Here is a 12,673-nt window from a genome sequence, read left to right as displayed (position 1 = left end):
CAATGCCGGGATTATGGGCGAAACGACCGGCCAGCGGCAAACCGGCTATGCTCGCAGCATGATGCCTTTCGCCGAGCTGCACGCGCTGCCCCGCCAATTGCGCTGCCCGGCCGTGCGCGACCTGGCCTGGGTGCTGTTGTCGCCACCGCTGCTGAGCGCCCCACCCTGCCCCCAGCGCCATCCGCTGGCGGGCAGCGCCTGGGCGGCGGACCCTGGGCGCCTGAAGAGCTGGCTGCAGGCATTGGACAGCGACCCGCAGCCGCTGCGCCAATGGCTGGCCAAACTCACCAGCCGGCGCCTGGGGCTGTACTACGAAAGTCTGTGGCAGTTCGCCCTGCGCCACGCGCCCGGTGTCGAGCTGTTGGCCGCCAACCTGGCCATTCGCGACCAGAGCCGGACATTGGGCGAGCTGGATATCCTGCTGCGCGACGGCGATGGCACCCATCACCTGGAGTTGGCCATCAAGCTCTACCTTGGGCCAGTCGACGGCGCGGGGCATGACCCGGCGCAGTGGCTGGGGCCTGGCTGCCATGACCGGCTGGGCATCAAGCTGGCGCACCTGGCCGGGCATCAGCTGCCGATGTCGGGGCAGGCGCACAGCCGCGAGGCGCTGGCTGGGGTCGGGGTGCAGCAGCAGGTGCAGGCCCACCTGTGGCTTGCGGGTTACCTATTTTACCCCTGGCCCGGGCATGCCCAAGCGCCTGAAGGGGCCAACCCGCAGCACCTGCGTGGGCGCTGGATAAGGCGGCGGGATTGGCTTGTGACCGCGACTGAACATTGGCAGCCACTGCCCCGCCATGCCTGGCTGGCACCGGCGCGGGTCGAGGCGGATGAGTGCTGGGCGCCGCTGCAGTTCGCGCACTGGTTGGCGGAGCTGGATTCGCAGGCGCCGGCGCAGATGCTGGTGAAGCTCGAGCCCGACTCGGCGGGTGATTGGCATGAAGCCGAGCGGGTATTCCTGGTGTCCGATAGCTGGCCGCAATTGCCCGGCTTTTAGGTCGCCTGCCCCGGCCCTATCGCCGGCAAGCCGGCTCCCACAGGTAACTCACCGATCCCTTTTACAAGACTTGGCGCAAAGCTTTATTCACTCCAGGCAGTTAGAGTTGACGATGAGCGCCACCAAGAGCGCCACCCAATGACCTGATGACGAGGACCGCCCATGGTTTCATCCACCTCCGCGAACCACTATTCGCGCCTGTCCATCGCCCTGCACTGGCTGATGCTGGTGCTGCTGGCCGCCGTCTACGCCTGCATCGAGCTGCGCGGCCTGTTCCCCAAGGACAGCGCCGAGCGCAACCTGATGAAGGACCTGCACTTCATGCTCGGCCTCAGCGTGTTCGTGCTGGTGTGGCTGCGCCTGGCCGTGCGCCTGTTGCGCCCTGCCCCGCCCATCGTGCCCAAGCCGCCGGCCTGGCAGACCGGCCTTGCCCACCTGATGCACCTGGCGCTGTACCTGCTGATGATCGGCCTGCCCCTGGCCGGCTGGCTGATTCTCAGCGCCGCCGACAAGCCCGTGCCCTTCTATGGCCTGGAATTGCCGCACCTGATCGGGCCAGACCCGGACCAGGCCAAGTTCATCAAGGGCTGGCACGAGCGCGTGGCCACCTGGGGCTACTGGCTGATCGGCCTGCATGCGCTGGCCGGGCTGTACCACCACTATGTGCAGCGCGACAACACGCTGCTGCGCATGCTGCCCTACAAGTAACCGCGTCGGCCCTGCAGCCCTCCGGTGTGCAGGAAGATCAGGCGAGTACCGGGCGCGAACAGCCCGGCCTCGACCTGATCGCGCAGGGCCAGCAGGGCTTTACCGGTGTAGAGCGCCTCTAGCGGGACACCCGTGTGGGCTTCGGTTTCGGCGATGAACGCCAGCAGTTGCTCATCGACCTTGGCGAAGCCGCCCCGGCACGCCTCATGCAATTGATAGCCACGCGTACCTGCCAGCGCTGTCACCGTCTCGGGCACGCCATGATCCCCTGGCACCGCCAGCGCCCCATGCACGCCATGCGCCCCGGCCTCGGCCAGCACCAGGCCAGCCAAGGTGGTACCGGTGCCAGCGGCCAGCCACCAGGCGTCATAGTCCGCCCAACCCAGCGCCGCCAACTGCGCCCGGGCCTGTTCGACGATCACTGCACACCCCTGCGCCCCCGCCACGCCGCCGCCGCCTTCCGGGATGCAGTGCCATTTGGCGTAGCGCGCCTGCCAGGGCGCCCAGAAGCCGTCCTGGTGACGGGCGCGGTAGCCGCCGTAGCCGAGCCAGTGCAACTCCATGCCCAGTGCCTGCAGGTCACGTACCGTCGGAGTTTGCTGGGGGTGGCCACGCAACAGGCCGACGGTGGCGAAACCGAAGCGCTTGCCTGCGGCGGCCAGGGCGTGAAGGTGGTTGGAGTGATTGCCGCCGAGGCTGATCAGCCCTGGGGCGCCGGCTTCTTGGGCTTGCTGCAGGTGGTGGCGCAGCTTGAACCATTTGTTGCCGCTGATCAGCGGGTCGATCAGGTCCAGGCGCAGGATGGCAGCTTCTATCCCGGCGGTTGCCAGCCAGGGCAGGTTCAAGGGTTGCAGAGGGGCTTGGGGGAGGTCTTGGAAGTGCGTGGTCATGGGCAGCAGTTTACAGGGAAATCCAGGGGGCGCTTTGCGCCCCATTCGCGGGGCAAGCCCGCTCCCACAGGTGGTAAGTACCCTGCAGCTCTTTGAACTGTGGGAGCGGGCTTGCCCCGCGAATGGGCCGCACAGCGGCCCCTGGCTACCTCAAAGCTCGGCTGCCAGTCGCGACCCCTGGTTGATCGCGCGCTTGGCATCCAGCTCCGCCGCCACATCCGCACCACCAATCAGGTGCACCGACTGCCCGGCCGCCAGCAGCCCTTCATGCAGCTCGCGCAGCGGCTCCTGCCCGGCGCAGATCACCACGTTGTCCACCGCCAGCACCTGCGGCTCGCCTTCGCCTACACGAATGTGCAGGCCCGCATCGTCGATCCCCAGGTACTCGACGCTGTTGAGCATCTGCACGTGCTTGTTCTTCAGCCCCGTGCGGTGGATCCAGCCGGTGGTCTTGCCCAGGCCATCGCCGACCTTGGACTTCTTGCGCTGCAGCAGGTAGACCTGGCGCGCCGGCGCATGCGGCTGGGCCTTGACCCCCGCCACGCCGCCGCGCGCCTCCAGTTGGGTGTCGATGCCCCACTCCTTCCAGAACGCCTCGCGGTCCTGGCTGGTGGCCACACCCTGGTGCACCAGGTACTCGGACACGTCAAAACCGATACCGCCAGCACCAATCACCGCCACCGCGTCGCCCACCGGCTTGCGCTGGAGCAGCACGTCCAGGTAACTCAGCACCTTGGCATGCTCGACACCTGGAATGGCCGGCGTGCGCGGGGCAATGCCGGTGGCCAGGATGATTTCGTCGAAGGCGCCATCCACCAGCGCCTGCACGCCCACCCGGGTATTCAGGCGCAGGTCGACCCCAGTACTTTCCACCTTGTTGCGGAAATAACGCAGGGTTTCGAAGAACTCCTCCTTGCCCGGTACGCGCTTGGCGACATTGAACTGCCCGCCGATCTCACTGGCCGAATCGAACAGGGTCACCGCGTGGCCGCGCTCGGCAGCCACCGTGGCCGCCGCCAGGCCGGCCGGGCCGGCGCCAACCACGGCAATGCGCTTGACGCTGCGCACCGGCAGGTAGTTGAGCTCGGTTTCATGGCAGGCACGCGGGTTGACCAGGCAGCTGGTCAGCTTGCCGCCGAAGGTGTGGTCCAGGCAGGCCTGGTTGCAGCCGATGCAGGTGTTGATGGTATCGCTGCGCCCGGCAGCGGCCTTGTTGACGAAGTCCGGGTCGGCGAGGAACGGCCGCGCCATCGAGACCATGTCGGCATCGCCCTCGGCCAGTACCGCTTCGGCCACTTCCGGGGTGTTGATGCGGTTGGTGGTGATCAGCGGGATCTTGACCGCGCCACGCAGCTTGGCGGTGACCTTGCTGAAGGCGGCCCGTGGCACCTTGGTGGCGATGGTCGGAATACGCGCTTCGTGCCAGCCGATGCCGGTGTTGATCAGCGTGGCGCCGGCCTGCTCGATGGCCTTGGCCAGCTGGACGATCTCGTCCCAGCTGCTGCCGCCTTCGACCAGGTCGAGCATCGACAGGCGGAAGATGATGATGAACTCGGGGCCAACGGCCTCGCGCACCCGGCGCACGATCTCCACGGCCAGGCGCATGCGGTTCTCGTAGCTGCCGCCCCAGCGGTCGGTACGGTGGTTGGTATGGGCGGCGAGGAACTGGTTGATGAAGTAACCCTCCGAGCCCATCACCTCGACCCCGTCATAGCCGGCGCGCTGCGACAGCACGGCGCAATTGACGAAGTCGGCGATCTGCTTCTCGATGCCCGCCTCATCCAGCTCCTTGGGCTTGAACGGGTTGATCGGCGCCTGGATCGCGCTTGGCGCCACCTGCCGCGGGCTGTAGGCGTAGCGCCCGGCATGCAGGATCTGCAGGCAGATCTTGCCGCCGGCGGCATGCACGGCCTCGGTGACGATGCGGTGCTTGTCGGCTTCTTCCTCGGTGCTCAGCTTGGCCGCGCCGGAATACACGCCACCTTCATCGTTGGGCGCGATGCCACCGGTGACCATCAGGCCAACACCGCCTCGGGCACGCTCGGCAAAATATGCCGCCATGCGCTCGAAACCACCCGGGCGCTCCTCCAGGCCGGTGTGCATCGAGCCCATCAGGGTGCGGTTGCGCAAGGTGGTGAAGCCCAGGTCGAGCGGGGCCAGCAAGTGCGGATAACGTTCGGCAGCCATGGAAGGGTTCCCCTGGTGGCATGATCACGGAATGCGGGTGCCTCGGCGGGCCCCGTCGTTTATGTCAGCGACATTAAACAGCCGTTTGAATGCGCTCAATGATCGAAACTGACAACTTATTGATCCTCCCGCACAGCAGGACTACCCTAGGAAACCTTTGTACTTACAGGCGCTGTACCGCTGCATGCGAAAACTCCTGGCAGGCGCCCTGGCGCTGGTGATGATTGCCGCTATCTGCGGCTACGGCTTCTGGACTCAACAACGCCCGGAGGGCCACTACCTTTCCGACTTGCGCATCGAACTGGCGCTCAACCACGGCGTGCCTGGCGATCATGGCAACCTGCTCGGCGTCGAGCCGTTACTGTTCCCCAGCGACTACCAGAACCTGCAACGTCTGCACCGCAAGCTTTCTGCCTACCTGGAACAAGCACGCGCCCAGGGCCTGGTTGGCCCGCGCACGGTTGTTGTTCTGCCGGAACACATCGGCACCTGGCTGTGGGCCCGTGGCGAAAAAAAGGAGCTGTACCAGGTCACCCACAGCCGCGAAGCCGAGCAGTGGCTGGAGCTCAGCAACCCGCTGCGCTACGGGCTGGCCATGATGCAGGCCAGCGGCGATGACCGACGCGCCGATGCGCACTTGCGCATGAAGGCCAAGCAGATGGCCAGCGACTACCAGCAGCTGTTCGGCGGCCTGGCCCGGGAATTCGGCGTCACCCTGGTGGCCGGCTCGATCGTGCTGCCGGCCCCCTATGTCGAACAGGGCGTGTTGCATGCCGGCAATGGCCCGCTGTTCAACAGCAGCCTGGTGTTCGCCGCCGATGGCTCGTTGCTGGGCCAGCCCCAGCGCCAGCAGTACCCCGACAGCGAAGTGCGGCGCTACATCCACCACGGCCGGCACTTCCCGCTGCAAGTGCTGCAGACACCGGCCGGGCGCCTTGGCGTGCTGATCGGCAGTGACAGCTGGTACCCGGAGAACCAGCAGCAGCTTGAGCAGCAACAGGTGCAACTGGTGGCCAACCCGGTATTTCTCAGCGGCAAGGGCAGCTGGCAAGCGCCATGGCGTGGCAACCGCCACCAGGACGCCACGGCCGAGCTGGCCCTGCAACGCGGCGAAGTCAGCGAACAGGCCGCATGGCAGCAACTGACCCAAGCGGCCGGCAGCCAGGTGAGCAGCATGAGCGTATTCATGCGCGGGCAGTTCTGGGAACAGGGCAGCGACGGCCAGGGCTTTGCCCACCAGGCCGGCGAGCTGCTGGCGGGCCCGCCCAGCCACGGCGCGCGCCTGCTGAACCTGTGGTTGTAGGGCGATGCCTCGCCCCCGTGTGCGCCTGGGTGAGCTGTCGGTAGGGTTCGTCCAACCCCTGGCCGAAGCCTTGTGCGCCCTGGGCCACGATCCGGCCCCCCTGCTGCGCCGCTACGGCCTTGACCCCACGCGCCTGGCCGAAGCCGGCGCACGCCTGTCGATCCCGCGCTACATGCACCTGGGGCATGCTGCCATCGCCTTGTGCGGGGAGCCTGCGCTGGGTTTGCACATGGGGCGCCTGAGCCGGCTGGCCCAAGCCGGCCTGGCGGGCGTCACCGCGGCCCAGGCGCCCACCTTGGGAGAAGCTGCACGCACCCTGCTGCGCTTCGAGCCGCTGTACGCCGCCAATTACCGAGGCCATTCGAGCTTTCTGGAAGACCCCCAAGGCGCCTGGCTGCGCTTCTATTCCATCAGCCCCTACAACACCTACAACCGCTTCGTGGTCGACTCGCTGCTGGCCGGCTGGCTGGCTCAATTGGGTGCGCTGGCCGGCGCCCCGCTGCAGGCCGAGCGGCTGGAAATGGAGTTCGAAGCGCCGGACTACGCCAGCCATTATCAGCCGCTGTGCAGCAGTGCCGTGCAATTTGGCGCCAGCGGCAACCAGCTGCGCCTGAGCCGCGCCACCCTGGAGCTGCCCAACCCGCAACACTGCCCGAGCACCTGGCAGCACTTGCTGCAACTGTGCGAAGCAGAAATGCTCCAGCGCACGCGGGTGCGCAGCCTGGGCGAACGCATCACCCATCTGCTCGGCCCGCTGCTCAATGGCGGCCGTGAACCGGACCTGGAAGAAGTGGCACTGCACCTGCAACTGCCCACCTGGACCTTGCGCCGCAAACTGGCCGAAGAAGGCACGCGCTTTCGCAACCTGCTCAACGACACACGGCGCGACCTGGCCGAGACCTATATCCGCGATACGGAACTGGCCTTTGGCGAGATCGCTTATCTGTTGGGGTTTGCATCGGCAGAAGCCTTCCAGCGCGCATTCAAGCGCTGGACGGGCGTCACGCCGGGGGAGTTTCGCCGCAGCCAGCGGCGGGTAGGCTAAAGCTCGGTGGCGTCGTCGGCTGGCTCCGGGGTGTCCAGCTCATAGGCCTGGTATTCGAGCAACTCTTCCTGATAGTCATCCATCGCCTGCGTCCTCTTCACGCTTTGTCTACGTTTGTCATGCCTCCACGCTAGGCGAGCGGGATGAAGGCATGATGACAAGCACATAAGTGGTAAACGTAGCAGGTGGCAGGGAAGTTATCCCCCGCTCATCTGTAACACCGGATGTTTGCGCGCTTCACGGCGAAGGTGGCGCGGCTTCGGCGGGCGGTGCGTCCTGCTGCACCTGAATCGGCGCAGCCTCCGACGGCGGCGCAACTGGCTGCGAGCCCTGGCTGTCATCCACCGCCGGTGCTGGCACTGCCTCGCTCGCGGGCGCGGCTGGCGCAGGGGCCGGCTCGGGCGCGGCGGGGGCGGCAGGTGCGGGGGCAGCTGGCGCTATCGAGGCCTGCTCGGGCAAGCCCAGGTCAGGCGCAGGTTTTTCCGGCTTCGGCGCAGGGGCCTCGACCTTGGCTTTGCTGACCTTCTTCGGCTTGGGCAGGTAGCTTTCCACCAGGGCAAAATAGCGCTCGTAGAACTGCGGTGCGGTCACCGTTTCGCTGGCGACCTTGACCATGGAGTCGTCGCTGGAACCGATCGGCATCGACACCGACCCCAGGATGCCCACGCCCAAGCTGGCCGAGGTATTCGACTTCTTGAGTGCATAGCGATCCTGCAGGGCATTGGCGAACACCGTCGAGCGCTGCTCGTCGCTGCTGTCGGGTGCGCAGGTCACGCTGAAGCTGATCTGCAGGTGGTTCTCGTTGTTCTGCTGGAAACTCTTGTTACCGGCAATCTGGTTGGCGCCACTGCTGGTGATGATGTAGCCCTGGCTCAACAGCGCGCGGCGCGCGGCCTCGCAGGAGCCTGCCTCGGTGACGGGGAAACTGCGCGAGTAGGTGCCCGAGTCATCGAAGTTCTCGTGCTCGTAGATCGCCGCTTTTTTCGAGGAGCAACCGGTCACGCCCGCCAGCACCAGGGCCAGCCCGAGCGCACCAAAGACGGATGATCTGGTCATTGCCAATTCCGGGTATGTCGAGAGGTGCCTATTGTGCATCACTGCACCCGATCACTGAAACCGTTCATCAGTGAAGAGTCTGTCAGCTTCGTGTAAAAGTGGCCTGGGTGGCCCGGAAACGAAAAAAGCGACCCTAAGGTCGCTTTCTCGTTGTGCTTCGAGGCGTTCAAGGGGCCTCGAGGCGAAGATGGCGCAGCGGACGGGACTCGAACCCGCGACCCCCGGCGTGACAGGCCGGTATTCTAACCGACTGAACTACCGCTGCGTATCATCCAGGCTTGCGCCCGGTTGAAACCTGGGGCTGCCCTTGCGGCTCGATGGCCTCGGGGCAGGCACAAAAAAAGCGAAACAGGTTCGCTTCTTTTGTGTGTGCTTCAAGGCGTTCATGGTGCCTCGAAGCGAAGATGGCGCAGCGGACGGGACTCGAACCCGCGACCCCCGGCGTGACAGGCCGGTATTCTAACCGACTGAACTACCGCTGCGTATCGTTCAGGCTTGCGCCCGATTGAAACTGGGATCAGCCTCAGGCATGTTTGCCCTTGGCTTCAGACCGGTGCCAGGCACCCATCTGTTACAAAAAATGGCGCAGCGGACGGGACTCGAACCCGCGACCCCCGGCGTGACAGGCCGGTATTCTAACCGACTGAACTACCGCTGCGCAGTGTGGACTTGCGTCCTGTTCCTCTCTGGCGTTTGGCTTCTTGCGAAACCGCCTGCGTCAGGAACAACCTCAGGAAGTGGTGGGTGATGACGGGATCGAACCGCCGACCCTCTGCTTGTAAGGCAGATGCTCTCCCGGCTGAGCTAATCACCCTCGCGATGTTGCTTGTTGCGTTTGCTTCGCTGAGGCCGCGAAATTTACGCAGGTACCGATGCTAAGTCAATAGCCCCGTTGAATTTTTTTCAAAAAGACTGAAAAAAGAAAAGGGACCTCGCGGTCCCTTTGCTCACAGCTGGCAACTCAGGTGTAGATCATCTTGCGGGTCATGCCGCCATCGACCACAAACTCCTGGCCAGTGACGAACGCCGCCTGGCGCGACAGCAACCAGGCGACCATGGCCGCCACATCTTCCACGGTCCCTACCCTGCCCGTCGGATGCTGGGCATGGTCGGCCTCACTCAGCGGCTCGGCGCGGCGCTGGGACGGATCACGCGCATCGATCCAACCCGGGCTCACCGCATTCACGCGAATCTCCGGGCCCAGGCTCATGGCCAGGGCATGGGTCAAGGCCACCAGGCCACCCTTGCTCGCCGCATAGGCCTCGGTGTCCGGCTCGGACTGCCGGGCGCGGGTCGAGGTCAGGTTGACGATCGCGCCATTGTGCGCCCGCAGGTACGGCGCGCAGTGCTTGGCCAGCAGCATCGGGCCATTGAGGTTGACCGCCAGCACCCGGTTCCATTGCGCCAGGCTCAGGCTTTCCAGGGTCTGGTTGTGCGGGTTGGCGATGGCTGCGTTGCACACCAGCGCGTCCAGCCGCCCAAACTGCCCGAGCACTTGCGAAACACCGGCGCTGACCTGGGCCTCGTCGGCCACGTCCATGGTGATGAACCAGGCATTGTCGCCCAGGGCCTTGGCCACCTTGGCGCCGCGCGGGCGGTCAAGGTCGCTGAGCACCACCTGCCAGCCTTCGCAGATCAGCCAGGCGGCGATGCCCAGGCCGATGCCGCGGGCGGCACCGGTGACCAGGGCAACCCGGCCATTATGGCCCGGCACACCGCCCCTGATTTCCATCACAGCACCGCCAGCCCACGGGCGAGGTCCGCCTGCAGGTCGGCCACGTCTTCAAGGCCCACGGCAACCCGGATCAGGCTGTCGCGAATCCCCGCAGCCTCACGCTCCTGCGGCGTCAGGCGGCCGTGGGAGGTGGTGGCCGGGTGAGCGATGGTGGTCTTGCTGTCGCCCAGGTTGGTGGTGATGGAGATGACCCGCGTGGCATCGATGAAGCGCCAGGCGCCCTCTTTGCCACCCTTGACCTCGAAGCTGACCACCGCACCGAAACCGCTCATCTGGCGCTTGGCCAGTTCGTGCTGCGGGTGGCTCGGCAGGCCGGCGTAATGCACCTTCTCCACGCCTTCCTGCTGCTCCAGCCATTCAGCCAGCAACTGGGCGCTCTCGCAGTGGGCACGCATGCGCAGCTTCAGGGTTTCGAGGCCCTTGGTGAAGATCCAGGCATTGAACGGGCTGAGCGTAGGGCCTGCGGTACGCAGGAAGCCCACCACTTCTTTCATCTGCTCGGCGCGCCCTGCGACTACACCGCCCATGCAACGGCCTTGGCCGTCGATGAACTTGGTGGCCGAGTGGAACACGATATCGGCACCGAGCTTGAGCGGCTGCTGCAAGGCCGGGGTGCTGAAGCAGTTGTCGACCACCAGCATGGCGCCGCGGGCGTGGGCGATTTCGCTGAGCGCGGCGATATCGACCAGTTCGGCCAGCGGGTTGGACGGCGATTCGACGACCAGCAACTTGGTGTTGGCCTTGATGGCCTTTTCCCAACCGTTGAGGTCGACCAGCGGCACGTAGTCCACCTGCACGCCAAAGCGCTTGAAATACTTTTCGAACAGGCTGATGGTCGAGCCGAACACGCTCTGCGACACCAGCACATGGTCGCCGGCGCTGCACAGCGACATCACCACGGCCAGCAGCGCCGCCATGCCGGTGGAGGTCGCCACGGCCTGCTCGGCACCTTCCATGGCAGCCAGGCGTTCTTCGAACACCCGCACCGAGGGGTTGGTGTAACGCGAATAGACGTTGCCCGGCGTTTCGCCGGCAAAGCGCGCAGCCGCATCGGCGGCCGTGCGGAACACATAGCTGGAGGTCAGGAACAGCGCTTCGCTGTGCTCTGCCTCCGGTGAACGGCCCTGACCGGCGCGCACCGCGAGGGTGTCGAAACCGACACCTTCGAGGTCACTGTCCAGTCGCCCGGCATCCCATTGATCCGTCATGCCGCTGCTCCCTGATCAGTTGTTGTAGAGGTCGATGATCGCGCTGACGGCCTGGTTCTTCACCTTGGCCAGGTCGTTACGGGCCTGCTCGATGCGATCGAGGTAGGCTTCGTCGATGTCGCCGGTGACGTATTCACCGTTGAACACCGCGCAATCGAAATGCTCGATCTTGATCTTGCCGCCACCGACCGAATCGATCAGGTCAGGCAGGTCCTGGTAGACCAGCCAGTCGGCGCCGATCAACTCGGCCACCTGTTCGGTGGTGCGGTTGTGGGCGATCAGTTCGTGAGCGCTCGGCATGTCGATGCCGTAGACGTTGGGGTAGCGCACCGCGGGGGCCGCGGAGCAGAAGTAGACGTTCTTGGCACCGGCTTCACGGGCCATCTGGATGATCTGCTTGCAGGTGGTGCCGCGCACGATCGAGTCGTCGACCAGCATCACGTTCTTGCCGCGGAACTCCAGCTCGATGGCATTGAGCTTCTGGCGCACCGATTTCTTGCGCGCGGCCTGGCCGGGCATGATGAAGGTACGGCCGATGTAGCGGTTCTTGACGAAGCCTTCGCGGAACTTGACGCCCAGCCGGTTGGCCAGCTCCAGCGCGGCGGTGCGGCTGGTGTCCGGGATCGGGATGACCACGTCGATGTCGTGCTCCGGGCGCTCGCGCATGATCTTGTCGGCGAGTTTTTCGCCCATGCGCAGACGCGCCTTGTACACCGAGATACCGTCAATGATCGAGTCAGGGCGGGCCAGGTAGACGTGCTCGAAGATGCAGGGCTGCAGTTTCGGGTCTTGCGCGCACTGCTTGGTGTACAGCTGGCCTTCTTCGGTGATGTACACCGCTTCGCCCGGCGCCAGGTCGCGGATCAGGGTGAAGCCGAGCACGTCCAGGGCCACGCTTTCCGAGGCGATCATGTATTCCACGCCTTCGTCGGTGTGGCGCTGGCCGAACACCACCGGGCGGATGCCGTTGGGGTCACGGAAGCCGACGATGCCGTAGCCGGTGACCATCGCCACCACCGCGTAGCCGCCTACACAGCGGCTGTGCACGTGGGAAACCGCAGCGAACACGTCGTCTTCGGTCGGCTGCAGCTTGCCACGCACCGCCAGCTCATGGGCGAACACGTTCAGCAGCACTTCGGAGTCGGAGTTGGTGTTGACGTGGCGCAGGTCAGACTCGTAGATCTCCTTGGCCAGCTGCTCGACGTTGGTCAGGTTGCCGTTGTGCGCCAGGGTGATGCCATATGGCGAGTTGACGTAGAACGGCTGGGCTTCGGCCGAAGTCGAGCTGCCCGCGGTCGGGTAGCGCACGTGGCCGATACCCATGTGGCCCACCAGGCGCTGCATGTGGCGCTGCTGGAAGACGTCGCGCACCAGGCCATTATCCTTGCGCAGGAACAACCGGCCGTCGTGGCTGGTCACGATACCGGCAGCGTCCTGGCCGCGGTGCTGGAGGACCGTAAGCGCGTCATACAGCGCCTGATTGACGTTCGACTTACCGACGATACCGACGATGCCACACATGCGACGCAACCCCTACATTGATG

At 65.4% G+C, this 12,673-nt stretch carries 10 protein-coding genes and 4 tRNA genes; 4 read left to right on the top strand and 10 right to left on the bottom strand.

The window, feature by feature from the left end; all coding sequences use genetic code 11:
• Positions 1-13 precede the first annotated feature (13 nt).
• Both B3E94_RS07175 and cybB read left to right on the top strand, forming a co-directional pair.
• Positions 14-997 (top strand): DUF1853 family protein, encoded by a 984-nt coding sequence (locus B3E94_RS07175; RefSeq protein WP_286912903.1) that lies wholly within the window; start codon positions 14-16, stop codon positions 995-997.
• Positions 998-1,159: 162 nt separating this feature from the next.
• Positions 1,160-1,705, top strand: a complete 546-nt coding sequence (cybB, locus tag B3E94_RS07170; RefSeq protein WP_176512278.1) for a cytochrome b561 — start codon at positions 1,160-1,162, stop codon at positions 1,703-1,705.
• Here cybB and B3E94_RS07165 read toward each other — a convergent pair.
• Both B3E94_RS07165 and B3E94_RS07160 read right to left on the bottom strand, forming a co-directional pair.
• Positions 1,696-2,595, bottom strand: a complete 900-nt coding sequence (locus tag B3E94_RS07165) for a 1-aminocyclopropane-1-carboxylate deaminase/D-cysteine desulfhydrase (protein ID WP_286912902.1) — start codon at positions 2,593-2,595, stop codon at positions 1,696-1,698. The two genes, cybB and B3E94_RS07165, sit on opposite strands and share 10 nt — an antisense overlap.
• Positions 2,596-2,745: 150 nt before the next feature.
• On the bottom strand, positions 2,746-4,782 hold the full coding sequence (locus B3E94_RS07160) for an NADPH-dependent 2,4-dienoyl-CoA reductase (RefSeq protein ID WP_176512276.1): 2,037 nt from the start codon (positions 4,780-4,782) through the stop codon (positions 2,746-2,748).
• A 184-nt stretch (positions 4,783-4,966) separates the two neighbouring features.
• On the opposite strand from B3E94_RS07160, the gene B3E94_RS07155 reads away from it, so the two are divergent.
• The gene (locus tag B3E94_RS07155; protein ID WP_286912900.1) at positions 4,967-6,085 is read left to right on the top strand and encodes a nitrilase-related carbon-nitrogen hydrolase; all 1,119 of its coding nucleotides are present in this window, start codon (positions 4,967-4,969) and stop codon (positions 6,083-6,085) included.
• Positions 6,086-6,089: 4 nt separating this feature from the next.
• Positions 6,090-7,130, top strand: a complete 1,041-nt coding sequence (locus B3E94_RS07150; RefSeq protein ID WP_286912899.1) for an AraC family transcriptional regulator — start codon at positions 6,090-6,092, stop codon at positions 7,128-7,130.
• A gap of 237 nt (positions 7,131-7,367) precedes the next feature.
• Here B3E94_RS07150 and B3E94_RS07145 read toward each other — a convergent pair whose 3' ends face one another.
• The 8 genes from B3E94_RS07145 to purF all read right to left on the bottom strand — a co-directional run bounded on the left by B3E94_RS07145 (position 7,368) and on the right by purF (position 12,650).
• The gene (locus B3E94_RS07145; RefSeq protein ID WP_286912898.1) at positions 7,368-8,186 is read right to left on the bottom strand and encodes a DUF2242 domain-containing protein; all 819 of its coding nucleotides are present in this window, start codon (positions 8,184-8,186) and stop codon (positions 7,368-7,370) included.
• Between the two features lie 188 nt (positions 8,187-8,374).
• Positions 8,375-8,451: transfer RNA gene (locus B3E94_RS07140), tRNA-Asp, on the bottom strand.
• Between the two features lie 140 nt (positions 8,452-8,591).
• Positions 8,592-8,668: transfer RNA gene (locus B3E94_RS07135), tRNA-Asp, on the bottom strand.
• Positions 8,669-8,767: 99 nt separating this feature from the next.
• Positions 8,768-8,844, bottom strand: a tRNA-Asp gene (locus B3E94_RS07130).
• An 80-nt stretch (positions 8,845-8,924) separates the two neighbouring features.
• A tRNA-Val gene (locus B3E94_RS07125) sits at positions 8,925-9,000 on the bottom strand.
• A 147-nt stretch (positions 9,001-9,147) separates the two neighbouring features.
• Entirely contained in the window at positions 9,148-9,918 is a 771-nt protein-coding gene (locus B3E94_RS07120; protein WP_176512272.1) for an SDR family oxidoreductase, read from the bottom strand.
• Positions 9,918-11,129, bottom strand: coding sequence for an O-succinylhomoserine sulfhydrylase (locus B3E94_RS07115; protein ID WP_286912896.1), 1,212 nt, complete (start codon positions 11,127-11,129; stop codon positions 9,918-9,920). Before B3E94_RS07115 ends, B3E94_RS07120 begins: the two co-directional genes overlap by 1 nt.
• A 15-nt stretch (positions 11,130-11,144) precedes the next feature.
• Positions 11,145-12,650 carry an amidophosphoribosyltransferase gene (gene purF, locus B3E94_RS07110; RefSeq protein WP_176512270.1) on the bottom strand — a complete coding sequence of 502 codons (1,506 nt, stop codon included), beginning with the start codon at positions 12,648-12,650 and terminating at the stop codon, positions 11,145-11,147.
• Positions 12,651-12,673: the final 23 nt, after the last annotated feature.

Source organism: Pseudomonas sp. UBA6315, from assembly GCF_002438125.1.
GTDB classification, from domain to species: Bacteria; Pseudomonadota; Gammaproteobacteria; order Pseudomonadales; family Pseudomonadaceae; genus Aquipseudomonas; species Aquipseudomonas faucium.
Note: the sequence above shows the minus strand (reverse complement) of the source record. Positions and strands in the feature narration are given on the sequence as shown.